23 protein-coding genes are annotated in these 23,916 nt (G+C 72.0%); 17 read left to right on the forward strand and 6 right to left on the reverse strand.

Features of this window, described 5'->3' with window-relative positions; all coding sequences use genetic code 11:
• Window positions 1-23: 23 nt before the first annotated feature.
• Window positions 24-1,394 (reverse strand): cytochrome P450, encoded by a 1,371-nt coding sequence (locus ACGFWJ_RS03045; RefSeq protein WP_392944598.1) that lies wholly within the window; start codon window positions 1,392-1,394, stop codon window positions 24-26.
• Between the two features lie 270 nt (window positions 1,395-1,664).
• On the opposite strand from ACGFWJ_RS03045, the gene modA reads away from it, so the two are divergent.
• The 6 genes from modA to ACGFWJ_RS03075 all read left to right on the forward strand — a co-directional run bounded on the left by modA (window position 1,665) and on the right by ACGFWJ_RS03075 (window position 8,642).
• On the forward strand, window positions 1,665-2,450 hold the full coding sequence (gene modA / locus ACGFWJ_RS03050) for a molybdate ABC transporter substrate-binding protein (RefSeq protein WP_387634905.1): 786 nt from the start codon (window positions 1,665-1,667) through the stop codon (window positions 2,448-2,450).
• Window positions 2,447-3,286: an ABC transporter permease gene (locus tag ACGFWJ_RS03055; protein WP_387859560.1), complete on the forward strand. Its 840-nt coding sequence runs from the start codon at window positions 2,447-2,449 to the stop codon at window positions 3,284-3,286. The genes modA and ACGFWJ_RS03055 overlap by 4 nt, the downstream gene beginning before the upstream one ends.
• Window positions 3,283-4,341 (forward strand): ABC transporter ATP-binding protein, encoded by a 1,059-nt coding sequence (locus ACGFWJ_RS03060; RefSeq protein WP_392944601.1) that lies wholly within the window; start codon window positions 3,283-3,285, stop codon window positions 4,339-4,341. The genes ACGFWJ_RS03055 and ACGFWJ_RS03060 overlap by 4 nt, the downstream gene beginning before the upstream one ends.
• 12 nt (window positions 4,342-4,353) lie before the next feature.
• Window positions 4,354-4,833 (forward strand): SMI1/KNR4 family protein, encoded by a 480-nt coding sequence (locus ACGFWJ_RS03065; RefSeq protein WP_392944603.1) that lies wholly within the window; start codon window positions 4,354-4,356, stop codon window positions 4,831-4,833.
• Window positions 4,834-4,892: 59 nt separating this feature from the next.
• Window positions 4,893-5,771, forward strand: coding sequence for a glycosyltransferase family 2 protein (locus ACGFWJ_RS03070; RefSeq protein WP_392944605.1), 879 nt, complete (start codon window positions 4,893-4,895; stop codon window positions 5,769-5,771).
• A 162-nt stretch (window positions 5,772-5,933) separates the two neighbouring features.
• Window positions 5,934-8,642 carry an MXAN_6230/SCO0854 family RING domain-containing protein gene (locus ACGFWJ_RS03075; RefSeq protein WP_392944607.1) on the forward strand — a complete coding sequence of 903 codons (2,709 nt, stop codon included), beginning with the start codon at window positions 5,934-5,936 and terminating at the stop codon, window positions 8,640-8,642.
• 8 nt (window positions 8,643-8,650) lie between these two features.
• On the opposite strand, the gene ACGFWJ_RS03080 is transcribed toward ACGFWJ_RS03075, so the two are convergent.
• Window positions 8,651-9,091 (reverse strand): hypothetical protein, encoded by a 441-nt coding sequence (locus tag ACGFWJ_RS03080; protein ID WP_392944609.1) that lies wholly within the window; start codon window positions 9,089-9,091, stop codon window positions 8,651-8,653.
• A 286-nt stretch (window positions 9,092-9,377) separates the two neighbouring features.
• Between ACGFWJ_RS03080 and ACGFWJ_RS03085 the strand changes: the two genes are divergently transcribed.
• Window positions 9,378-10,286, forward strand: coding sequence for a DMT family transporter (locus tag ACGFWJ_RS03085; protein WP_387634924.1), 909 nt, complete (start codon window positions 9,378-9,380; stop codon window positions 10,284-10,286).
• A 203-nt stretch (window positions 10,287-10,489) separates the two neighbouring features.
• Here ACGFWJ_RS03085 and ACGFWJ_RS03090 read toward each other — a convergent pair whose 3' ends face one another.
• Entirely contained in the window at window positions 10,490-11,797 is a 1,308-nt protein-coding gene (locus tag ACGFWJ_RS03090; RefSeq protein ID WP_392944611.1) for a TIM44-like domain-containing protein, read from the reverse strand.
• Between the two features lie 739 nt (window positions 11,798-12,536).
• Window positions 12,537-13,253: a class I SAM-dependent methyltransferase gene (locus ACGFWJ_RS03095; RefSeq protein WP_392944613.1), complete on the reverse strand. Its 717-nt coding sequence runs from the start codon at window positions 13,251-13,253 to the stop codon at window positions 12,537-12,539.
• Between the two features lie 727 nt (window positions 13,254-13,980).
• Between ACGFWJ_RS03095 and ACGFWJ_RS03100 the strand changes: the two genes are divergently transcribed.
• The 5 genes from ACGFWJ_RS03100 to ACGFWJ_RS03120 all read left to right on the forward strand — a co-directional run bounded on the left by ACGFWJ_RS03100 (window position 13,981) and on the right by ACGFWJ_RS03120 (window position 18,485).
• Window positions 13,981-14,331 (forward strand): calmodulin, encoded by a 351-nt coding sequence (locus ACGFWJ_RS03100; RefSeq protein ID WP_387859538.1) that lies wholly within the window; start codon window positions 13,981-13,983, stop codon window positions 14,329-14,331.
• Window positions 14,332-14,697: 366 nt separating this feature from the next.
• Window positions 14,698-15,723, forward strand: coding sequence for a ferritin-like protein (locus ACGFWJ_RS03105; RefSeq protein ID WP_392944616.1), 1,026 nt, complete (start codon window positions 14,698-14,700; stop codon window positions 15,721-15,723).
• A 643-nt stretch (window positions 15,724-16,366) separates the two neighbouring features.
• On the forward strand, window positions 16,367-16,885 hold the full coding sequence (locus tag ACGFWJ_RS03110; protein WP_392944618.1) for a MarR family winged helix-turn-helix transcriptional regulator: 519 nt from the start codon (window positions 16,367-16,369) through the stop codon (window positions 16,883-16,885).
• A gap of 174 nt (window positions 16,886-17,059) precedes the next feature.
• Window positions 17,060-17,524, forward strand: coding sequence for a hypothetical protein (locus ACGFWJ_RS03115; RefSeq protein ID WP_392944620.1), 465 nt, complete (start codon window positions 17,060-17,062; stop codon window positions 17,522-17,524).
• A 109-nt stretch (window positions 17,525-17,633) separates the two neighbouring features.
• Window positions 17,634-18,485, forward strand: a complete 852-nt coding sequence (locus ACGFWJ_RS03120; protein WP_392944622.1) for an NmrA family NAD(P)-binding protein — start codon at window positions 17,634-17,636, stop codon at window positions 18,483-18,485.
• 132 nt (window positions 18,486-18,617) lie between these two features.
• Here the strand turns inward: ACGFWJ_RS03120 and ACGFWJ_RS03125 are convergent, their stop codons facing one another.
• On the reverse strand, window positions 18,618-19,040 hold the full coding sequence (locus tag ACGFWJ_RS03125) for a hypothetical protein (protein ID WP_392944624.1): 423 nt from the start codon (window positions 19,038-19,040) through the stop codon (window positions 18,618-18,620).
• 267 nt (window positions 19,041-19,307) lie between these two features.
• On the opposite strand from ACGFWJ_RS03125, the gene ACGFWJ_RS03130 reads away from it, so the two are divergent.
• Window positions 19,308-19,772 carry a hypothetical protein gene (locus tag ACGFWJ_RS03130; protein WP_392944626.1) on the forward strand — a complete coding sequence of 155 codons (465 nt, stop codon included), beginning with the start codon at window positions 19,308-19,310 and terminating at the stop codon, window positions 19,770-19,772.
• A gap of 143 nt (window positions 19,773-19,915) precedes the next feature.
• Here ACGFWJ_RS03130 and ACGFWJ_RS03135 read toward each other — a convergent pair whose 3' ends face one another.
• On the reverse strand, window positions 19,916-20,866 hold the full coding sequence (locus tag ACGFWJ_RS03135; protein ID WP_392944628.1) for a LysR family transcriptional regulator: 951 nt from the start codon (window positions 20,864-20,866) through the stop codon (window positions 19,916-19,918).
• A 171-nt stretch (window positions 20,867-21,037) separates the two neighbouring features.
• Between ACGFWJ_RS03135 and ACGFWJ_RS03140 the strand changes: the two genes are divergently transcribed.
• The 4 genes from ACGFWJ_RS03140 to ACGFWJ_RS03155 all read left to right on the forward strand — a co-directional run bounded on the left by ACGFWJ_RS03140 (window position 21,038) and on the right by ACGFWJ_RS03155 (window position 23,866).
• A complete protein-coding gene (locus ACGFWJ_RS03140) occupies window positions 21,038-21,733 on the forward strand; it encodes a type 1 glutamine amidotransferase domain-containing protein (protein WP_392944630.1) in 696 nt (231 codons plus the stop codon).
• A gap of 4 nt (window positions 21,734-21,737) precedes the next feature.
• On the forward strand, window positions 21,738-22,313 hold the full coding sequence (locus ACGFWJ_RS03145; RefSeq protein WP_392944632.1) for a TetR/AcrR family transcriptional regulator: 576 nt from the start codon (window positions 21,738-21,740) through the stop codon (window positions 22,311-22,313).
• Between the two features lie 78 nt (window positions 22,314-22,391).
• A complete protein-coding gene (locus ACGFWJ_RS03150) occupies window positions 22,392-22,529 on the forward strand; it encodes a hypothetical protein (protein ID WP_392944634.1) in 138 nt (45 codons plus the stop codon).
• Between the two features lie 23 nt (window positions 22,530-22,552).
• The gene (locus ACGFWJ_RS03155) at window positions 22,553-23,866 is read left to right on the forward strand and encodes an aldehyde dehydrogenase family protein (protein WP_392944636.1); all 1,314 of its coding nucleotides are present in this window, start codon (window positions 22,553-22,555) and stop codon (window positions 23,864-23,866) included.
• Window positions 23,867-23,916: the final 50 nt, after the last annotated feature.

Here is a 23,916-nt window from a genome sequence, read left to right on the forward strand (position 1 = left end):
TCGGGGAGCGGGCGGCACACTTGCTACTGACGCGGCGTCAGCTTCACCCGGACCGGACCGCGCACCTCCAGCGTGATGCCCTGCCCGAGCGGGACATCGGTGTCGACGGCCGTGATCTCGAACTCCCGCAGCAGCACGGCCAGCGCGAGCACCGACTCCAGCATCGAGAAGTGCTGACCGATGCAGGCGCGCGGGCCGCCGCCGAACGGGAACCAGGCGTAGCGGTGACGGGCGGCCTCCCGCTCGGGGGTGAACCGCTCGGGGTCGAAGCGCTCGGGGTCGTCCCAGTGCTCGGGGTGGCGGTGCGTCACGTACGGAGCGATCAGCACGTCCGCGCCGGCCGGGATCTCGACGCCGCCGACCACGGTGGATTCGACGGCCCGCCGGCCGACCGAGGGCGCGGCCGGGTAGAGCCGCATCGCCTCCTTCAGCACCCGTGTCAGGTAAGGGAGTTGAGCGTAGTCGGCGGCGGTGGGACGGCGCCCTTCGGCGAGCAGCTCGGCGGCCTCCTGGTACGCCAGGCGCTGCTGTTCGGGGTGCTTGGCGAGCAGGTGCAGGGCGAAGGTCAGCGAGGTGGCGGTGGTCTCGTGGCCGGCCAGCAGGAAGATCAGCACCTGTTCGCGCAGTTCGGTGGCGTCGAGCTGATTGCCGTCCTCGTCGCGGGCCTTGGCGAGCAGGCCGAGCAGGTCCTCCCCGTCCCGTTCCTCGGCGTCGCCCTCGGCGGCCCGCCGGGCGATGATCCCGTCGCACACCGCGTACAGCGCGCGTTCGGCCTCAAGTGCCTTGCGGTGCCCGGGCAGTGGCCATTCGCGGGGCAACCGGACGGGGGCGAAGCCGCGGTCGCGGACGAACGCGCCGAGGATCGGGAAGGCGTGATGGACGGTCTCCACGGCCTGTTCGACGTCCTGGCCGAACAGGATCCGGGCCACGGTGCGCAGCGCGAACCGGGACATCTCCTCGGCGAGGTCCACCGTCCCCTCGGGGGCCTCGGCCCAGCGCTGCGCCAGCGATTCGGCCTCGACGCCGATGGCGTCCGCGTACTGGTCGACCCGGCGGCGGGTGAACAGCGGCTGGACGAGGCGGCGCTGGCGCAGGTAGTCCTCGTCCTGCGCGGTGAGCAGGCCGTTGCCGAAGCTGGCCCGGATCTCGCCGTAGAACACGTTGTCCTTGCGGAAGTTGGACGATTCGGTGGCCAGCACCTGCTGGGCGCCCTCGGGCGAGCAGACCAGGTAGATCTCGGCGCGCAGTCCGGGCGGGCCGGCCTGGATGCGCAGCACGTCGCCGTGGTCGCGGTGGGCGGCGACGTAGGTGGCGAGCGGGTCGCGCTTGAGGTCGAGCAGCGAGCCGATCAGCGGCAGTCCGGCCGGGCCGGGCACGCGGGTGGTCACGGTCATGGAGTTCCCCCTCCGTCGGCGGGCGAGCCCCGGACGGTAGGGGTTCGCTGACACTGCGTCAGTATCTCCCGGGGGGCGGGGCATGGCGAGAGGAACGATCATTGGCCTGATCTGGTGCTTGAGGCCTGGCACATGCAGCCCTTAAGTTCGGCTTAAGGTCGCTGGTGCGAGGGGGCCTCCGCCTTGAGCCCCGCAGTTGCGGCACTATGATCAGCTGATCGGCCCCCGACAAATCGCCGCGACCGCCCACCACGACCAGGGGAACCATCCATGCGCAGCGCCAGAAGCCTCCTCGCCGCCACCGCCGTGCTCGCCCTCGCGGCGGCGCTGAGCGCGTGCACCGCCAACCCCACGTCGAACAACGGCACGCAGAACGCCCCCAAGGTCGACGGCACGGTGACGGTGTTCGCGGCGGCCTCGCTCAAGGAGTCCTTCACCGAGCTCGGCAAGCGCTTCGAGGCCGCCTACCCGGGCACCAAGGTGACCTTCAACTTCGGCGGCTCCTCCGCCCTCGCCCAGAGCATCGTCTCCGGCGCACCCGTGGACGTGTTCGCCGCGGCCAGCCCCGCCACCATGAAGACCGTCACGGACGCCAAGCTGACCGGCGAGGACCCGAGGGTGTTCGTCCGCAACACGCTGGAGATCGCCGTCGCCAAGGGCAACCCCAAGCACATCGCCGGCCTGAAGGACCTCGGCGGCGCGAAGACCGCGCTGTGCGCCAAGGAGGTGCCGTGCGGCGCCGCCGCCGTCACCGCGCTGAAGGCCGCCGGCGTCGAACTCACCCCCGCCACCTACGAGCAGGACGTCAAGGGCGCGCTCACCAAGGTCGAACTCGGCGAGGTGGACGCCTCGCTGGTGTACCGGACGGACGTGAAGGCGGACGCCGCGAAGATCGACGGCGTGGAGTTCCCCGAGGCCGCGCAGGCCGTCAACGACTACCCGGTCGTCGCCCTCGGCAAGGCACCCAACAGCAACGGCGCCGCGGCGTTCCTCGGCTACCTGAACTCCATGGACGCCCGCAACGTGCTGACCGAGGCCGGCTTCCAGGTCCCGTGAGCACCCCCCGAACCACTCCCGCACCACACCCCCGGGGCCGGCGGCGGCCCCGGGGGGCCACCCGCGTCCCCGCCGCCCTGCTGCTTCCCGCGCTGCTCGGCCTCGCCTTCCTCGTCCTGCCGCTGCTCGGCCTGCTGATCCGCGCCCCGTGGAGCGCGCTGCCCGCGCTGCTCACCGGCCCCGAGGTCTGGCAGGCGCTGCGGCTGTCGCTGATCTCCGCGACCGCCGCCACCGGCATCTCGCTGCTGCTCGGCGTCCCGCTGGCCTGGCTGCTGGCGCGCACCGAGTTCCCCGGCCGCCGGCTGCTGCGCGCCCTGGTCACCCTGCCGCTGGTGCTGCCGCCGGTGGTCGGCGGCGTCGCGCTGCTGCTGGTGCTCGGCCGCAACGGCATCGTCGGCCGCTGGCTGGACTCGGCGACCGGCATCACCCTCCCGTTCACCACCGCCGGCGTGGTGGTCGCCGAGGCGTTCGTCGCCATGCCGTTCCTGGTGATCAGCGTGGAGGGCGCACTGCGCGCCGCCGACCCGCGCTACGAGGAGGCCGCCGCCACCCTCGGGGCGTCCCGGCTCACCGCGTTCCGCCGGGTCACCCTGCCGCTGGTCGCCCCCGGCATCGGGGCCGGCGCGGTGCTCGCCTGGGCGCGCGCGCTCGGCGAGTTCGGCGCCACCATCACCTTCGCCGGCAACTTCCCGGGCCGCACCCAGACCATGCCGCTGGCCGTGTACCTCGCCATGGAGTCCGACCCGGAGGCGGCGATCGCGCTCAGCCTGATCCTGCTCACCGTCTCCATCGCCGTCCTCGCCGGACTGCGCGACCGCTGGATGTCCACCCCGTGAACCCTGCTCTGGACGCCCAACTCCTCGTCGAACGCGGCCCGTTCACGCTCGACGTGGCGCTCTCCGCACAACCCGGAGAAGTCGTCGCCCTGCTCGGCCCGAACGGCGCCGGCAAGTCCACCGCCCTGCGCGCCCTCGCCGGGCTGCTCCCCCTCACCGGCGGCCATCTCGCCCTCGACGGCGAGCAGTTGGACTCCCCCGCCGACGACGTGTTCCGGCCCGCCGAGCAGCGCCCGATCGGCGTGGTCTTCCAGGACTACCTGCTCTTCCCTCACCTGTCCGCGCTCGACAACGTCGCGTTCGGCCTGCGCTGCAAGGGACTTCGCCGCGCCGCCGCCCGCGCCGAGGCACTGCCCTGGCTGGAGCGGATGGGCGTCGCCGAGCACGCCGGACGCCGCCCCGCGAAACTCTCCGGCGGCCAGGCCCAGCGCGTCGCCCTCGCCCGCGCCCTCGCCGTCCGCCCCCGCCTGCTGCTGCTGGACGAACCACTCGCCGCCCTCGACGCCCGCACCCGGCTCGACGTCCGCGCCGAACTCCGCCGCCACCTGGCCGAGTTCGAGGCCGTCGCGGTCCTCGTCACGCACGACCCGCTGGACGCGATGGTGCTCGCCGACCGCCTGGTCGTCATCGAGGCCGGCCAGGTCGTCCAGACCGGCCGCCCCGCGGAGGTCGCCCGCCGGCCGCGCACCGACTACATCGCCCGCCTGGTCGGCCTCAACCTGTACCAGGGCACCGCGAACGGCCGCCACGTCACCCTCCCCGATGGCCAACTCCTCACCACCGACGAGGAGTTGACCGGCCCCGCGTTCGTCGCCTTCCCGCCCGACGCGGTCACCCTGCACCGCCACCGCCCCGAGACCAGCGCCCGCAACCTCTTCCCCTGCACCGTCGCCGGCCTCGACCTGCACGGCGACCGCTTCCGCGTCGACCTCACCGGCCCCCTCCCCCTCGCCGCCGACCTCACCCCCACCGCCGCCGCCGACCTCGACCTCACCCCCGGCACCCGCGTCTGGGCCGCCGTCAAGGCCACCCAGACCCACGCCTACCCGGCCTGAGATCCTGCCCCTGTGCAACTCTTCCGGGACGACTCCCCCGCCTTCACCCAGCCGCCGCTCACCGACGCCGCCGTCGCCGAGGCGCAGCGCCTGCTCGGCGTCACCCTGCCCGCCGAGCTGCTCGCCCTGCTGCGCCGGCGCAACGGCGGCGCGATCGCCGACGAGTACGCCGCCTTCCCGACCGAACGCCCCACCTCCTGGAGCGACGACCACGTCCCGTTCGACCACCTGCTCGGCATCGGCCACCGGCCGGACGCCCTCTCGCTGCTCGACACCCCGTACCTGACCGGCGAGTGGGAGCTGCCCTCGCCCGTGGTCCTGCTCTGCGGCGACGGCCACTGGTGGATCGCCCTCGACTACCGCGCCCGCGGCCCGCACCGCGAGCCCTCCGTCACCTGGCTCGACGCCGAGGCCGGCACGGAACTCGCCCTCGCCCCCGACCTGCGCACCTTCCTCGAACAGCTCACCGCCACAAGCGCGTTCGACGCCTGACCGGCCCATCCCGCTACCATCGGGGCCGAACCCGCCCGCCCCGCACCGGAGTCCAGCAGATGAGCGCACCACGAATCGGCGTCGTGATCGTCACCATGGGCAACCGCCCGCGTGAACTCACCGCCCTGCTGGACTCGGTGGACCGCCAGGACCTCCCCGCACACCGCGTCGTACTGGTCGGCAGCGCGTGCCCGCTCACCGACGTCGACCGGCCCGGGCTCGAAAAACTCCCCCTCACCGACAACCCGGGCTGCCCGGGCGCGCGCAACGTCGGCCTCCAGTCACTGCTGGACGCCGGCGACATCGACGTGGTGGTCGAACTGGACGACGACGGGCTGCTGATCGCCGACGACGTGTTCCGCCGCGTCGCCGAACGCTACGCCGCAGAGCCCCGGTTGGGGATCGTCGCGTTCCGGATCGCGGACGAGCACGGCGAGACCCAGCGCCGCCACGTCCCCCGCCTTCGGGCGTCCGACCCGATGCGGGCCGGCCTGGTCACCGCGTTCCTCGGCGGCGGCCACGCCCTCTCGGTGCCGATGCTGCGCCGAACCGGCCTGTGGGCGGGCGAGTTCCGGTTCGGCCACGAGGAGACCGACCTCGCCTGGCGCGCCCTGGACGACGGCTGGACCATCCAGTACGACCCGCAGGTGGTCCTCCAGCACCCGAAGACCTCTCCCGCCCGGCACGCCGTCTACTACCGCTACACGGCCCGCAACCGCGTCTGGCTCGCCAAGCGCCGCCTCCCCGCCGCGCTCGTCCCGCTCTACCTCGCCACCTGGCTGCTGCTCACCCTCGCCCGCACCCGCTCCCTCCCCGGCCTCACCTCCTGGTTCGCCGGCTTCGCCGAGGGCCTCCGCACCTCCTGCCCACCCCGCCGCCCCATGCGCTGGCACACCGTCTGGCACCTCACCCGCCTCGGCCGCCCACCCCTGATCTGACGACCGCCCGTGCCCGGGATTCGCGGTCGAATCAAATCCGTTGGCGCGGCCCGGCGCCTCCGCTAGGCTGCCCCGGCGGGCGGCTCCGCGGCGTGCTTCCTTCTCCTTCTCCGAAAAGATCAGCGCGCCCCCTCTCCGCCCGCACTCTCGTCTTCCGTCTCCGTGGGGGATCCCGTTCGCACGCCCCGAGCCAGCCGGGCCCGGTTCGACGCCAGTGTCGACCTCGACCTCGGTTCCTTCCTGCTCCGCCGCCGCGCCGCCGTCGCCGTCGATCCGGCCGAACTGCTGCCCGAGCCCGACCCGTGGAGCCTGCGCGGACTGACCGCACTGGACGCCGACCTGGCGTCCCGCGGCTACCTGCCGACGGCCGAACTGCGCACCGCCCTGGCCAGGTTGGCACCGCTGCGGCTGGCCGAGACCGGCACGGCGCTGCTCGCCCGGATCGACCACCTGCTGGGCACCGGCCGCCGCCACACCCCGCTGTTCCGCCGCTTCCCGGACGCCGTCCCGGACACCGCCCGGATGCAGCACAGCCGCCAGATGCGGGCCTTCCTGCGCAACCAGCCGAACCAGCCCTGCACCCGCTGCGCCCGGACCGGCGCGGAGGCCGGCATCGGGATCCTCGCCCCGTGCGCCCACCTGCTCTGCCTCGACTGCCTCGAGGAACTGACCACGGTCGGCCGGGCCGCCCACTGCCCCGCCTGCTGGGAGCCCCTCGCCGAACGCCCGTTCCTGGTCGGCGGAAGCCGCACCACCCCCAAGGCGGCCCCGCCGCCGCACAAGGGTCAGGCCGACCCCCCGACAACCGACCAGCTACGGCCGATTCGGCTCCTGACGCAGCATCACATCGACGCTGCCATGGCCGAGTTGAACACCCTCCTGAGCCGCCGCACCCCCCTCGGCCCGCAGGACCGCGACGACCTGGCCACCCTGCTCGCCCACGCCCCGGCCGATCTGCCCCACCGACTGCCCGCCGAGATACCGGTTCGCGAGACCAAGGCCCACGCACTGGCCGAACTCCTGCGCCGCGACGGCACGTTGGCCCTCCCCGTTCTGGCGGAACGGATCGACACCGCGACCGACGTGCTGCGCCTGCTCTGGGCTTTCTCGGGTGCCGAACCGGATCTCCAGCGCTCCACCGCCCGCCGCCTGCGCCTGCGCAAGCTGCCCCGCCCGGTGCGTCGCGGCCTGCTTGAAATCCTGGCCGGACTGCCGACGTCGGCTCTCGCCGAGGACCTCCGCCGCCACCGCGAACCCTGGCTGCGCGTCGGCGAGTTGCTGCATCCGTTCGAGCACGCGGGCCGCTTCCCCTCGGTGGCCGCCGCATTCGCCCTGCTGCGCGGCACCGACCTCGACGGACCTTCCGCCGCACCGGAGTTGGCCGCACCGCCCGCACCGCTACGCATCACCACCGGCCCGGACGGCCGCCGGCGGCTGTCGCACACCGGCTTCGCCTCCCGGGTGGAGGGCCTGCTGGCGACCGGCGACGTCTCGACCGCCCTCAACGAACTCTCGTCCCGCCCGGGCGAGTTGACCCGCCGCCTGCACCACCTCCTCCGCGTGCACGCGATCATGTTGCCCGGCGAACCGGCGCCACCCGAGCTGCTCGCCGTACTGGCCCGCGCCCTGCCCCGGGTCGCGCCCGGCCCGCTGCTCGGCGCGTACGGCCGCCTGCGCGGCCCGCGCACCGCGGGCGAACGACGACTGCACTTCCTGCGCGGCCCGGCCGCCTCCGTGCACGCCCGGGAGGACCACGGCACCGTCGTCCCGGCCGAGTTGAGCGCACCGGTGGTCACCCTGATCGAGCAGGAACTGCTCCGCCGCGCCACCCCGACGCCCGCCGACCTTCCCGAACTCGCCGTCCTCGACGAGGCGTTGACCGGAATGGCGGTCCCGTTCGCCGAACGCGCGGCCGCCCGCGTCCTGGTCCCAGTACCGCGCGGCAGCCGCCTGCCGCTACCGACCGGCGACCGGCTGCGGCTGTTCCTGCACTGGCTGCAACCGCAGCACCGCCGCGTCGACCTCGACCTCTCCGTCGCCCTGTACGACGCGGACTGGAAGTTCCACGGCCTGTGCGACTACACCCAGTTGATTTTCGGGCAGCGCGCCGCCGTGCACTCCGGCGACTACGTCTCCGCCCCGCCACCGGACGGCGCCACCGAGTTCGTCGACCTGGACCTCGAACGGCTGTCCGCCACCCGGATCCGGTACGCCGTGATGCTGGTGTTCAGCTACAACGACGTCCCCTTCGACCAACTCCCGGAGGCCTACACCGGTTTCGCCGACCTCGACGCGACCCCGCCCGGCAGCCGGCTGCTCCACCCGCGCGCCGTCCGCCAACGGATGGACCTGACCGGCCACGCCAAGGTCTCCGTCCCGATGATCGTCGACCTGACGGACCGCCACTTCACCTGGACCGACCTCAACATCGGCGCCACCGGCCACTTCCACAGCGTCAACGCCTACCGCACCGCGATCGCCGAACTCTGCCGCGACGTCCTCAACCACTTCTCCCCCGACCAGCGCGCCACCCTCTGGGACATCGCCTGCGCCCGCGCCGCCCACACCACCGGCGAGGTCCTGGTCCGCGGCCTCGACGGCACCGTCCGCCACTGGCGCCGCCGCCCCACCGAAGACCTCCCCACCTTCGCCGCCCGCCTCCGCCACCGCCAGGACCCCGACGCCACCACCACCGAACTCCCCACCCCCCAAAGAACGTTCCTCGCCCTCCTCCACGCCGACCTCCCCACCACCACCCCCCTCACCGGCTCCCTCTACCGCCTCTACCCCGGCCCCCTCGACGCCGCCCCCGACACCCTCCACCGCCTCACCGCCCCCGACCTGGTGGCCCTCCTCGCCCCCACCCGCTGACGCCCCCGCTACCCCTGCCCCTCGGCCCGCACATACACATCCCCGCCCCCAGGCAGCTCACCCCCCACCGCCCGCACCACAAACACCTGCCGCCCCACCTGCCCCGACACCAACGCCCCGTCCCCCGGCTCGTCCCCGGGCAACGCCTCCCGCAGATCCTCCGGAATCGCCACCGCTCCCCCCGGCTCGCCAAGGTCGTAAGTCCGCAGGAAATCCTCGACGTTGACATCCACACCCCCGCCCAGCCGGTAATGCAGATACCCGACAGCACCCCCGTCCGCCCGCCGCACCAACACGGCCTGCTCCGGCACGTAGTACCGCCCCTTCCCGGGATGCTGCTCAACCCCCAACCCGGCCAGCCGCTCCGCCCTCACCGCATCGGTCACGAACGCGCCCTGACGATCCGTCAGCCATGCACCCCACCCCACCACCCCGACGGTGAACACCACGCACGCCCCGAGTGATCCCGCCACCAACCATCGCGCCACCCTGCGCTCACCCCCCGGCACCGTTCCGTCAACCTACCGTGATCCCGACTGAACCAACCGACCCCCGCCGCCCGGTACAGTGACCGCCATGCATCGCGGTGTTCTGCCCCCTCCCGCCGTCTGAGCGGGCGGCCGGCCACTTCCTGAGCGCGTCCGGGGTCCTGCCGTTTCGGGCGGGGTGACCGGGCCGGTTGGTGCTGCCCGCTTCCGTGGCCACTGACCATCACGGCTTTTCGGGAGTTCACCCGTGTTTTCCACGCACACTGCCCTGCCCGCGCGACGGGGCCTGCTGTACGTCGCGCTCGCCGCGACCGCCTGGGGTACCGCCGGGGCGGCGGCCGCGCTGCTGTTCCGGCAGAGCGGGCTGGGGCCGCTGGCCCTGACGTTCTGGCGTTCGCTCGGCGGTGCGGGCGTCCTGCTCGCGCTGCGGCTGTCCACCAAGGCGAGGCGCCCGCGGCCCGCCCCCGCCCGAATCCTGTTCAACGGGCTCGGGCTGACGCTGTTCCAGGCCGCGTACTTCCTCGCGGTGCAGCACGCGGGCCTGGCCGTGGCCACGGTCGTGACGCTCGGCTCGGCGCCCGTGATGGTGGCTCTCGGCGGACGGCTGCTGATGGGCGAACGCCTGGGCCGCGCCGGGGTGTCGGCGATCGCGGGCGCGCTGCTGGGCCTGACGGTGCTGATGCTCGGCGGCGGCGGGGGCGTAAAGGCCGAACCGCTGGGCCTGGCCTGGGCGTTGACCTCGGCGGCCGGCTACGCGGCGATCACCGTCGCCACCCGCCACTGGGCCCGCACCGGCACCGCGGACGACCCGGCGGTCACCACGCTCTGGTCGTTCACGGTCTGCGCGGTCTGCCTGGCACCGTTCGCCCTCGCCGAGGGCCTCCTCCCGTCGACGCACGCCCTGCCGTCCACCCTGCTGCTGCTCGGCTACCTGGCGACCGTGCCGACCGCCCTCGCGTACGCGCTCTACTTCGCGGGCGCGGCAGTGATCCGCGCCGCCACCGCCTCCGTGGTGGCCCTGATCGAACCGCTCAGCGCGACGGTGATCGCCGCCGCCGTCCTGGACGAGCCGCTCACCCCGTCCGTCCTGCTCGGCACGTCCGTCCTGCTGCTGTCGGTAACGGCCCTGGCCCGCACGGAGCTCCGGGCCGACTGACCTCCGGCCAGGCCCGCAAAGCAACGGTGGGACGGCCCGACAAAGGCCGTCCCACACCGCCCCCCCTACGAGCTGAGCCCACCGATGCCCCTGCCCAGCAGGGCGACACCGATCACCAGCAGCACCACGGTCATCACCACAACGTCGTTCTGCTCCAGCCGGCCCCGCAAACGCGGTCAAGGCCTGAGCAGCGCGGACCCCGCCTACGCCGCGTCGGCGGCGATCACGGTCCACGCGTTGCTCGACGTGTCGTCCAGCCGGAGATCGAACGCGAAGCTGATCGGCCTGCGCTCGCGCGCGTCGCCGCGGAGCACCTGCTCGCTGCGCCGGTCGACCTCGTAGTAGACGCCCTCCGCGTCGACCGCGACCCGGAAGACGATCGGGTCGCGCGAGACCAGCGAGCGCACCGTGACCGACTTGACGACGGCGTTGCGCATGACGGTTCGGTTGACGGTGCGCACGGACGTGAAGTCCAGGCTGCCGTCGTTCATGACCCACTCCTCGAGGAACCGCTCGACGGCGACCTCGAGAACCGCCTTGTCGAACCGGCCGTCGAGCACGCTCAGGTCGCCGACGGCGTTGTCGGCGTCCGTGCTCCACGAGATGTTGGTGAGCGACAGGATGTCGCTCACGCCCTTGACCGCGGTCTTCCCGGCCACCTCGAGCACCGCCTCGCGGGCGACCTCCTTCTGGTCCCAGCCGTCCGTCTCGATGGCGCTGGTCAGGTGGTGCGCGCCCTCGGCCGCCTGCTCGATCGACGACACGATCCACTCCCCGGCCGGGCTCTTGCGCAGCGTCCAGTACTCGACCGGGCGGGTCGAGCCGTCCTTGCGCACGGCGTCCATGCCGTAGCCGCGGCGCACGTAGTCGTTGAGCGTCGCGGTGATCCGGAAGGTGGCGGTGTCGTTCAGTTCGCCTGCGCGGTTCGCGACGTCGACCAGCTCGACCACCGGGCCGGAGACGATCTCCACGACGTTGACCTCGCCGCGCGACGCGTAGTCGTGCAGTTCGTCGGCCCACTTGCCGTAGAGCACCGGGGACAGGATCTGCTGCAGCATGGCGAGATCGTTCCGGGTCCAGGCCTGCTGGGCGGTCGTGTACAGCCAGACGGCCCGGCGCTCGAGTGCGGCGCGGTCGAAGGTCGCATCCGTTTCGGCGAGGGCATCGACCCGGGCCCCGATCTGGGCGGCACGCTCGCGCGCCTGCGCGTCCGAGCGGTGCGCCGTACGGTCCGACACCGTGTTCAGGTCGGCCGCCTGCCTCGCCTTCCGGCGCCGGTACCTGAGCCACATGACCAGCAGGATCACAGCCACGATCACCAGCAGCGGGAAGATCCCACCGCCGCCGCCACCGGCCAGGAATCCGTAGCCGAAGCCGGTGCCGGTCGACCCGTGGAAGCCACCACCGTGGCTGCCCCCGCCACCCCCGCCACCACTGAACCCGTGGCTACCGCCCCCGCCGCGGGCATACGCGACCGCCGGGCTGCTCAGCGCGACGACTCCAGCAACCACAGTTATCCATCGACGGGCGCGCACTGGGCTCCCCCTTCAAAAATCAGAGCTGTTCCACTCGAGCCTACAAGCCTGGACACCCGACAGACTTTGGGGTCAGCGAGCCTCCCGAGGACGGGGACGGCAGACCGACCCCGGCGAGCACCCCGTCCGCCAGGCCGGCCGGATCTCCACCCCGAGAACCAGGCCCTCCACGGCGTCCTCGCGCATGGACCTGCTCGGCCGTGCTCCAGGCGTGCTCGCACCCGGGTTCAGCGTCGTCGCGGTGCCTTCGAAGCCGCCGCACGCCGGTGGCGGGGGTCACCTGCCGGACACGGGTTCGCCTGCGGGTCTCGCGGCTGCGGGTCTGGCCGGTGGCAGGTCTGGCCGTTTTTTCGGGCTGCTGACGCTGGGCGGTGTGCTGCTGTACCGGGCGCGTCGCCGTGCGGACGCGGACCGGCTCATGGGATAACAACACCCACCACCTCACCGCTCGTCCGGTGAAGGTGAAGGGGACCGCCCCCGGGGCCTTCGGGCTCCGGGGGCGTCCCGCGCCATGTGGGGGCGGGGTGTTGTCCACCGACATGAGGGTGTCCGGGTGAGCGGACAGTTCGTGGTCCTTGTGGGCGGACAGCTCATCTCGCTGAGCAGTGCGATTGATCGCCGCCCGGAAGGTGCGACCGGCCGAGCGCAGCGGCATGGTGGCCACCGAGCCCGCTGAACCGCGGAATCAAGCACCCCGTGCGCGGGGGCCGCCCGGTCAGGCGCAGACGAGGGCGACGATGAACGGGTCCTCCCGTCCCGGCAGTTCCGACGCCGGATTCCGGACGGGGTGCCAGGTCAGGTCGGTGAAGCCGGCCTGGCGGGCGGACTGCTCGTAGACGTCCGCGTCCCAGCGGGTGAACGCCAGCACGACCGGCGGCTCGACCGGGAACTCCAGGACGAGAGCCGTGCCCCTCGGTACGGGCCGGGCCGCCTTCACCCGCGCCCCGACGGGCTGCCGGTCCGGGTCGGCCGGGTCGTAACCGGGGTGGACCGTCACCGCGACCAGGCGGCCACCGGGGGCGAGGTTGGCGCGGATGCCCCGGAACATGTCGGCCATCCGCCCGGGGTCCTCGGCGTAGTTGAACAGCCAGACCGCCACCGCCGCGTCGAAGACCCCCAGCACCGGCAGCGCGGCCGCATCGTGCCGGTGGTACACGGCCCCAGCGGGGCTCCGCGCCTCCTCCGCCCGGGCCAACGCCACCATCTCCGCCGAGACGTCCACCCCCACGGCGCGCGCGGCACCGAGCTCCTTCGCCAGCCGGGTGTAACGGCCGAACCCGCAGGCCACGTCGAGGACCCGGGCTCCCGCGAGATCCCCGAGCAGGGCACGCACCGCGGGCTCCTCCGGCGAATTGCCGTGGTCGCGCTTGAAGTCGGCGTACCGCTCACCGAGGGCGTCGTACTGGGCGGGTTCCTGCTCCCCTGCTGCCATGGAACACTCCTGACCGGACCGGTTCGGACATGCCGCGCACCAGCCTGCCAGAACACCGCGCGCCGCACCCATGAACTGGCCACAACTCGCCCCCGATGACCGGGCGTTGACACCCCTCCCCCGGCGGAGACGGCCGGCACCGGATCGGCGACCTCCCCTGTCCCGTCCTTCAACGGCGCCGAACAGGACTGCACTTCCTCGACCCCGGCGGTCCGCCCAACTCTCCGGAGCTCCCCCACCCCTCCAGGAGGACCCGTCAGAGGCATGCGACGACTGTCGAAATACGCATGCCTTACCTACTGCGTTGCCGTGTTGGGGTCGGCGTGGTGCGTTCACGAGCGTCGCAGCGCGGGGTGGTCGGCGACGACGGTGCAGCTGCCCCGGGCGCATGACGCACGCCACGCGGCGTTGAACCCCGTACTCCTGGGAGTCGCGCAGGCGTTGCGGTCGGTCCCGTGACTGCGCCGGGCCGACCGGCGGCATTCCGGATTCGATGGCCCCGGTTCTCAGCGCTTCCTTCCGGGTGATGTTCTGGGCCGATGAGCGATGCCGGGACCTCCGCTGCATTAGTGTCCGGATCCGGCGGCAGTCTGCCGCCGGGACGAACCGGAGCGGGAACGTCCTGCCCGTCCGACGAAGCCCGCGGGTCGGTGCGGACATGGCTGGTGTCCCGGCCGCCGTCGACACGGGACACGGCCGCTGATTCAAACTCTCGGAGGGGCACACGATGGCGACTTCCCGCTTCGGTCTCCAAGCAGCACCGAACGACGACGAGTTCGTGTTCCGACTCGACGACGAGCAGAAGATCAGGCACGCCCGGGCCGTCCTGGCGGGACTCGAGACGTCGAAAGTCCACGTCCAGGGACGAGTCGTCGCAGAGAAGTCGGACCACAACCCGGACTGGAACTTCCACCTGGCTCCCGACAGCATCACGTTCTTCGACGAGGCGGACGACGACTGCGACGCTTCGGCGCACTACGTCGCGATGCAGCTGGACCGGGTCGGCGAGGAGGGCTTCCTGCCGGACGGCATCTGGGCCCCCGCCCGCTCGAAGATCACCCGCGAGCTCGACACCTGAGGCCCCGCTCTTCCGTCTGCCCGCATGTGGGCGTCCATTCCGGCGCGGCAAGGGTCCAGGTCGATCCAGCGTCGACCACGGACCGAGGCCGCCGGCACCTGCAACTCCGGTCCGGGCTCGGCCGCGTCCGCTCCGGGTGCGCTACGCCGTCGCGGGTCCGCGCACGGCCCCGGACGGCGTGTACGCCGAAGGAGTCTTCGCTCATCTGTCCGCTTTTGTCACGATCCACCCCGGGAACGATCGAATGCGCACTCAGCGGCGCGGGGATTCGCACTGAACAGTCGTGATTGGCCGAAGCTTCTTCTCGGGCTCCAGCCGCGTCGACCGTGCCTGGCCGCCGCTCCCATCGAACGAACGGGAACCACCGTGACCACTTACGCCACCAAGCCGGTGCCGATCGCCGAACTCATGAAGACCCCAGCGGTCGATCACGACCTGGAGTGGATCAAGGAGAGTCTGCAGTCCGCCATCGCTCTGGAGTTGTCGACCCTGCCGCCCTACCTGTGTGGCATGTGGTCCATCAAGACCACGGGCTCCGATGCCGAGGCGGTGATCAAGAGCGTCGTCCACGACGAGATGTACCACATGGGGATGGTGTGCAACATGCTGTCGGCGATCGGCGGGACACCGCGCATCCTCGCCGCGGCCCCGACGTATCCGGGCAAGCTGCCGGGCAATGTGCGGCCGACGATCGATGTGTACCTCCAGGGGCTGACCCAGACGTACGTCCGGGAGGTCTTCATGGAGATCGAGATGCCCGAGAACCCGCTCGCGCGCCTGCAGGAGGAGTGGGTCACGATCGGCCAGTTCTACGACGCGGTGCGGGACGCCTTCGACAACGTCAAACCATCCATCGGGTCGGGCCATCAGATGGAGACGCAAATCGGCAGGAACACGCTGGAGAAGTTCACCTCGGTCGACCAGATCACAAAGGCGATCGATGTGATCAAGGAGCAGGGAGAGGGCACCAGCCATCTGCCCGACGACCCCACCGCCGGCGGAAAGCTGGCCCACTACTACGGCTTCGGTGAGATCTGGAAGGGACACCGGCTGGTGCCCACGCCCTCCGGCCCCACACCGTACGACTGGGTCGGGGATCCGGTTCCCTTCCCCGAGACGTACCCCATGGGCAGGCTCACGCAGGGGGCCTGGCCCAACCCCGCGGGCGACGTGCCGGATCTGCTCACCGCCTTCAACGACCAGTACACCAAGATGCTCGACTTCCTGGAGACGGCATGGCGGGACGGGGACTCCTCCGCGCTGAGCCAGTCGGTCGGTGCGATGTTCACGCTGAAAGGGGCTGCGCAGGCGTTGATGGCCAAGCCCCTACCGGGTGACAGCACACACGTGTACGGGCCCGAGTTCCTCATCCACCGCCCCAACCACGGCTGAATCAACCGCCCCTGGCACGGGACAGGAACTACATCACGGGCGGCGAACGCGCGGGGTGGTCGGCGACGACGGTGCGGCTGCCGGGAGCGATCTCGGTGACGGTCTGCTCGGGTACATCGACTTCGCAACCGCCCGGCGCTGGCGAGCCTCGGCGGCTACCACCCCAGGCGCATCCACGGCCGCCTCGACTGCCCCTCCGCCCTGCGCTTCGTCGCCGCCGGCCGTGACGTCCGCCACCGCGTCTTCTTCCCGGACGAGGCCACCGCGATCGCCGCTGGCTACCGGCCCTGCGGCACGTGCCTGCCCGCGAAGTTCCGGCAGTGGAACGCCCGAGAGAGCATCGCGCTCCCCGGCTCCGGCCGGTGTGACCGCGCAGGTCGGCCACCTGCCCGCCGGTGCGCGGGTCCCGGAGCCGGAGCGCGCGGTCGCCTTCTTCGGTGGCGAGCAGCGTCCGGGAGGGGTGGGCGACAGCGGTCCGGAGCCGCCCGGTGTGGCTGCCCCGACCCGGTGCCGGACCATGCCGTCGCCCCGGATCAGGGCGGCACCCGTCCCTGGAGGCATCGGCCGGCCGGGTGCCGTCGGGTGCCGATGGCCTGAGGCCGGCACCTTGACTCCCGAAGTAATTAGCTGCCATATTACATGCATGAGGAGAGACGAGGCCGACAGCGAGCAGCCCACACTGGAGCAGGCCGGATGGCAACTGCGGCACTACGGCCTGGAGACGGACCCGCAGGCGGTACTGGTCGCGGTACGGCTGATCTCCGCAGGCGCGAGGGTCGGCCGGGCGGCCGAGGCCCACTTCGCCAGGTTCGGACTGTCGACGGGCCGCTACCGGCTGCTCGCGGACCTCGAAGGCCACGGGGGAGAGAAGTCCCCCTCACAACTCGCGGCCGACCTCGACGTCTCCAGGGCCACGGTCACCGGCCTGCTGGACGGCCTGGAACGCGAGGGCCTGATCGCCAGGCGCCCGTCCACCGAGGACGGACGCGGCACGGTCGCAGTCCTGACCGCGCGCGGTGCGCAGCGCCTGCGCGACATGGCGCCCGAGCATTTCGGGCGACTGGAGGCGATGGTCGCTGGGCTCACCGTCGAGGAGCGCGCGGTGTTCCTGGACCTGCTCGCGCGCGTCGTGCGCGGCAGCTCGGCCCTGACCGCCGACTGACCCAGCCGACCCGACTGACCCGGCCGACCGCCGGGCCCGGGCTCCCATCCCGCGGATGGGGGCCCTTTTCGCGAGGCAGTAATTAGCCACCTAATTACCATGCCGGGAAAGACCTGCCGACGACCCGCCCACACCTTTCGCCTTTCGGAACTCCAACGAGATGAAGAGGCCAAGATGCCCGCAACGAACGACAGAACCGGCCCGAACCGGGCGGCCTCCCGGCCGTTCACGCTGTGGCGCGAGGTGTTGACCGCCTACGCCGCCCCCGCCCTGATGGCGGGTACCGCGGGAGTCGTCACCGGACAGGCGGACCTGACCGTGGCGGCCTGCACCTCCATCGCCGGCACTTCCGCGGTGGTGGCGTTCCTGGTCGGCACCTGGCTGCGGCACGGCGGGCAGCCGCGGCGCTGGACCACTGCCCTGCCGCGCGTCGTCCTGACCGCGCTGCTCGTCATGGCGACCGCCGGTGTGGCGGCAGCGCTGGGATGGTTCGCCGCCGAGTGGCTGCCGGCCCGCGCCTCGATCCACGCCGCCCCCTGGCTGCGGCGACTGCGCATCGACCTGCCCGTCTCCGCCGTCCTCGCCACCACCATCGTCACCCTGCGCTGGCGCGGCGCCCTCGCGAAAGCCCGGCCGTGACCGGCCCCGGCGTCCGGGCGCCGGCGCCCGGACGCACCGAACCCACCCCGGCGGCACCGGCTGCCGCGGAAGCCACCAAGCACCGAGGAGACACTCGATGATCGTCGTCATGGGAGCGACCGGAACCACCGGCACCGCCCTGCTCCACAGCCTGCGCGCACTCGACGTCCCCGTCCGTGCCCTCACCCGCACCCCGCACCGACCGCTCCCCGGCACCGCCGGCCCGCACGACCGGCGCGTCGAGGTCCGGTACGCCGACGCCGCCGACCCCGACTCGCTGCGCACCGCCTTCGCGGGCGCCGACCAGCTCTTCCTCGCCATGGCCAACGGCCCCGCACAGGTCGAACTCGAAACCCGCGTCATCAACATCGCCGCCCACAGCGGAATCGGACACATCGTCAAGCTCTCCGCCCCCGCCGCCGAGCCCGCGGCACCCGTCGCGATATCCCGCGGACACCACGCCGTCGAGGAACACCTGCGCGCCTCCGGACTCACCGGCACCGTCCTGCGCCCCTACGCATTCATGCAGAACCTGCTGCGCCTCGCGCCCACCGTGGCCCAGGGTCTCGTCCTCGGCGCCATGGGGGACGCGCCCTGCAACTACATCGACTGCCGCGACATCGGCGACGTCGCGGCCGCCGTGCTCACCCGGCGCCACCTCGCCGGCGGCAGCTACACCCTCACCGGACCGGAAGCCGTCTCCCACCCCGACCTCGCCGCCCGGCTGAGCGAACTGACCGGCCGCCGGATCCGGTACATCGACCTCGCACCGGACGAGCTGCGCGACAACCTCATCCACCAGGCCGGCCTGCCCGCCTGGCTCGCCGACCACGTCGTGGAGATCCAGCAACTCGCCATCGCCCGGCCCGAGTTCCCCACCAGCACCGTCACCGACATCCTCGGCCGGCCGCCCCGCACCCTCGACGCCTTCCTGAACGAACACCGCACCCACTTCCGGTGATTCAGTGATGCGCCCGCCACCTGAAGAAGACCGACTCCAGGTGGCGGGCGCTCACCCCTCCCCGAACGCCTCACTCCGTCCGGAGCCGGACGGGGTGCGGCGGACAGCAGCGCTGGTCGAGATCGACCAGGGTCATGCGCAGCGGGGCACGGTCGGGACGTGGAAGTTCCAGTTGCCGTCCGCGTAGGCCCCGTACACGTAGGCCACGGAGGTGCCGTTCTGCGGCCAGTAGCCGTAGGCGGCGGAGTAGACCCGGATCACCCGGTACCAGACGTTGCCCTGGTTGTTGATGTTCTCGCCGGTGGTCCAGCACACCATGTCGACCGCGTCTCCGGACCCGGAGGTCGAGTACAGGTCGCCGGCGGCCTTGCCGGACGACGAGTTCGGCTGCCAGTAGACGCCGACGCCGTGGCCGCTCGGATGGTCGGTGAGGTAGTACCACCCGACGGCGTTCGCGCTGCCCGTCGAAAGGCCGATCGCACCGGCCGTCAGCGCCGCCGCTGCCGCCACACCCGCTCCGCGGCGGCCGATCTTCGTGAGAATGCCCTTGATCACGCCGATTCTCCTCTTCGGTCGAACCGTGTCCATACCGTCGAATCGACCTCGACGGCGAACACAGGCGATCAGAGAACCCGTGGTGTTCGGTACCGCCTGACAGAAACTGACAACACTTGACACCTCTCGCCGAACGGCCGGAACACGCCCTCGGCGCACTGAAGTTGACACATCGTCGGCCGCCTCCTTCACAGAGCATCTATGATCCGTACGCGACAAATACACGGCGGCACCGAGGCTCTGACAACTGACAACACAGGGGGCGTCATGGCAGGCGAACAGGAGCTGAAACCCGGGCAGCAACCGCCCGCACAGGCCGCAGCCGCGAGCTTCGCCAACGATCTGCGCGCACTGCGTCGGGATGCCGGCCAGCCGTCGTTCCGCACGATGGCGAAGACGGTCGGCTCCATCTCCCACACCACGCTCTACGAGGCGGCCAGCGGATTGCGCCTCCCGTCCTGGCTCACGACCAGGGCCTTCGTCCGGGCCTGTGGCGGTGACGAGGAGGAGTGGCACCGCCACTGGAGCGTCGCCGTCAGTGGCGAACCGCCCGCGCCCCTCCCCCCGGATCCTGCGCCCTCCGCACCCCCGGCGGCGCCGCACCTGGCCGACCGGCAGATCTGGAGCCACGCGCTCAGCCTGCTCCTCGGCCTGGCGCTGGGCGCGTGCGGCACACTCGGCCTGGTCGCCGTCCACACGCGCCGCCCGACGCAGTCCCACGCCCACAACTGACCGGCCGCGAACACCGGATCACCCATGTTCCGGGGCGAGGGCGAGGGCGAGGGCGAGGGCGAGGGCGAGGGCGAGGGCGAGGGCGAGGGCGAGGGCGTGGGCGAGGGCGAGGGCGTGGGCGAGGGCGAGGGCTGCGGCGGCCCTCAGGCCTCGCGGGCGGAGCGCAGCAGGTGGTCTCGGACCAGCGTGACGTGGGGGTTCGTGGACGATCCTGGGCGCTGGACCAGGAAGCCGGTGTTGATCGGCGGGTCGTCCGGATCGTTGAGGAGGGTCAGGGTGCCCGAGGCCAGATCGTCGGCGCACAGGTAGCGGGGCAGCACACTGAACCCTGCGCCGCCGACAACCGCCGCCTTGACTGCTCCGAGGTCGGGGACCGTGACGGTCGGCTGGCAGGTCAAGCGCCTGTCGAACACGTGGCGCCAGTAGCGGCGGACGATCGGCAGGTCCTCGGCGTACGAGACGAGCGGCACTCCGTGCAGGGCTGCGGGCCCCTCGGCGGCAAGGCGTGATCCGATCCGTTCGGCCCATGAAGGTGCGGCGACCAGGACGAATTCCTCGTCGGCCAGCGGTACGGAGGCGAGCGCGCGGCCACGTGGGCGCAGGGTGGCCACCACCAGGTCGTGCCGGCCCGCGCGCAGTCCGTCGAGCAAGTCGTCGGTGAGGCCGAATGCGACGCGCAGGCGCACACCCTTGTCGACGAGCGGGGCGAGCGTCGGCATGACGCAGTGCGTGAGGTACTCGGCAGGCCCCGCCAGGTGCACGGGTTCCGCGTCGCTCTCGCCGAAGAGGGCGCCGCCGCTGACCGGGCCGAGGGCGTCCAGCGGCTCCATGACCCGCGCGGCCAGCTCGTCGGCGAACGGGGTCGGGGCGACGCCGCGGGACAGCCGCTCGAACAGCTCCCGGCCCAGCTGGTTCTCCAGCGAGCGGATCTGCGTGGTCACTGTCGGTTGTGACAGGCCCAGCACGCGGGCGCCCGCGGTGAAGGCGCCGGCGCGGTACACCGCGAGGAACGTGCGCAGCAGATTCAGATCGAGAAGGCCGCTGCCCTGCGGCGGCGGTATTCCCGGCGGTCCATTGGGATCCCTATCTCTCACATGCACGAGCCTATTGGATTCCGATGGGGCAGGGGTCCTACCTTCGAGGACATCGCCGCACTGACGAACTGAACACGAAGTGTCAGTCCTTCGGAAACGTCGGCGGCGGCGACCTACCGTCCCCGATCCCTACGGCCCGTACGGGATCCGCACCCTCGGAGAACCACCCTCATGTCGAAGATCCTCTTCGTCGTCACCGGCGCCGACCACTGGACGCTGGCCGACGGCACCAAGCACCCCACCGGCTTCTGGGCCGAGGAGGCCGTCGCCCCCTACCAGGCCTTCAAGGCGGCCGGTCACGAGATCGTGGTCGCCACGCCCGGCGGTGTCGTTCCCACCGTCGACAAGGGCAGCCTCGCCCCCGAGGCCAACGGCGGGCAGGAGAACGCCGACCGCATCGCCGACGCCCTGGCCGGCTTCGGCGAGCTGCAGTCGCCGATCAAGGTCGAAGACATCGACCTCGACGACTACGCGGCCGTCTTCTACCCCGGCGGCCACGGCCCCATGGAGGACCTCGCGGTCAACGCCGACTCCGGCCGCCTCCTCACCCTCGCACTGGAGTCCGGCAGGCCGCTCGGAGTGGTCTGCCACGCCCCGGCCGCGCTGCTGGCAGCCGTCGAGGCCGACGGCACCAACGCCTTCGCCGGCTACGACGTCGCCGCCTTCACCAACGCCGAGGAGACCCAGGCCGGCTTCGCCGACAAGGCGAAGTGGCTGCTCCAGGACCGCCTCACCGAGGCCGGCGTGAACGTCCGGATCGGCGAGCCGTGGGTGCCGAACGTGGTGGTCGACCGCAACCTGGTCACCGGCCAGAACCCGGCCTCCTCCGCCCCGCTGGCCGTCGAAATGCTCAAGAAGCTGGCCTGACCCGATGGGCACCGACCGGCTCGACGAGGTCCTCGACGCCACGTACGACTGCCTGACCAGGTACGGCGTGCGGCGCACCACGATGGACGACATCGCCACCACCATGGGCGTGTCCCGGTCCGCGGTCTACCAGTACGTGCGCAGCAAGGACGACGCCTTCCGGCGGCTCGCCGGGCGCCTGCACGAGCAGGCGCTCGTGCGGGCCCGCCGGGCAGCGGCCGACAGCGCGGTTCCGTACACCGCCCGCGTCCGGGGCGTGCTCGCCGCCAAGCTCGAACTCGTCCTCGCCCTGTCCGAGGACTCCCCGCACACGGCCGAACTCCTCGACGACAAGGCCCGCCTCTTCGGCGGGATCTGCTCCGGCTTCACCGCCGAGCTGCGCCACCTGCTCACCGGACTCTTCGCCGAGGCGGGCACCGCAAAAGGGGTCGGGCCCGCCGAGGCCGCGGACATCTGCATCTCGCTCGTGGTCGGCCTGGAGCACGCGACGGACGCGCACCGCCTGCTGCCCCTGGGATCCGACGCCCTCGTGGCCGGACTGCTGGGCGTACCCGAGCCCGTCGTGACCGCGGGCAGCTGACTTCCCCGCCTCCCCACCGGCCGGGGCTCCCCACTCCCTCGCCCGGCCCGGCCAGCACGGAGCGTCTTCCGCTACGAGGTGTACGTCGACGCCGAGGCTGCCGAAGCACACCGTGCGACTCCGCGTTTCCTCGCCCGGCGCCAGGCCGCAGACCAGTACGTCGAGCCCGGCAGCCAGGTCAACCACAGCATCGACCTGCTGTTCAGCGCCCACTGACCAGCATCAGGAGTACCACTGCCATGTCTGACACCGAATCCCTCATCGCGTCACTGCGGGCCACGTTCCGCTCCGGCAGGACCAAGCCGATCGCCTGGCGCCGCGCCCAACTGACCGCACTGCGCACCCTGTTCACCGACAACCGGGATGCCATCGCCGACGCCCTCCACGCCGATCTCCGCAAGCCGCGCGCCGAGGCGTACGCCGCCGAGGTCGACTTCCCGATCCGCGAGATCGACCACACCCTCGCCCACCTGGAGGAGTGGCTGACCCCCGAACCGCTCGGCGCCCAGTCCCTGGCCGGGCTGCCGCAGGGCACGACCGCCGGAACCCACTACGAACCGCTGGGCACCGTTCTTGTCATCGCGCCCTGGAACTACCCGGTCCAGCTGTCGCTCGTCCCCGGCGCCGGGGCGCTCGCCTCCGGCAACACCGTCGTCCTCAAGCCGAGCGAACTCGCCCCCGCCACCTCGGCGTTGATGGCCCGACTGGTACCGGAGTACCTCGACCGGGACGCGGTCGCCGTCGTCGAGGGCGCGGTGCCCGAGACCACCGAGCTGCTCGCCCAGCACTTCGACCACATCTTCTACACCGGCAACGGCACCGTCGGCCGCATCGTCATGCGCGCGGCAGCCGAGCACCTCACCCCCGTCACGCTCGAACTGGGCGGCAAGTCCCCGGTGTTCGTCGACAGCGACACCGACATCGACACGGTCGCGGCCCGCCTGGCCGACGCCAAGTTCCGCAATGCCGGCCAGACGTGCGTCGCCCCCGACTACGTCCTGACCGACCCGGCCACCGCCCGGCGCCTGGCGGCCGCACTCGCCGAGGCCACGGAGCGCATGTTCGGCAGCGACCCGCAGGCCTCGGACGCGTACGGACGTCTCGTCAACCAGCGCCACTTCGACCGGGTCGCCGCTCTGCTCGACTCCGGCACCCTCGCCTTCGGCGGCACGACCGACCGCGACGACGTCTACATCGCGCCCACCGTCCTGACCGGCGTGAAGGCCGAGGACCCGGTCATGCAGGAAGAGATCTTCGGCCCCGTTCTGCCGGTCGTCGAGGTCGCAGACCTGGACGAGGCCATCGCCTTCATCAACGACCGCGACAAGCCGCTGGCCCTGTACGGCTTCACCGGGAACGAGACCACGCGCGCTCGCCTCGCCGCCGAGACGTCTTCCGGCGGCCTCGGATTCGGCTTGCCCATGGCTCACCTCCGCGTACCCGACCTGCCCTTCGGCGGCGTCGGTGAGTCCGGCCTCGGCAGCTACCACGGCCCTCACTCCATCGCCACGTTCAGCCACCGCCGCGCCCGCCTCGACGTACCGCTGAACTGACCCCACCACCTCCCGCCAACGCCCGTCCAACGGACAGGTCGGGGCGGTGT

It is taken from the genome of Kitasatospora sp. NPDC048407 (assembly GCF_043200475.1).
In the GTDB taxonomy this organism is placed as follows: Bacteria; Actinomycetota; Actinomycetes; order Streptomycetales; family Streptomycetaceae; genus Kitasatospora.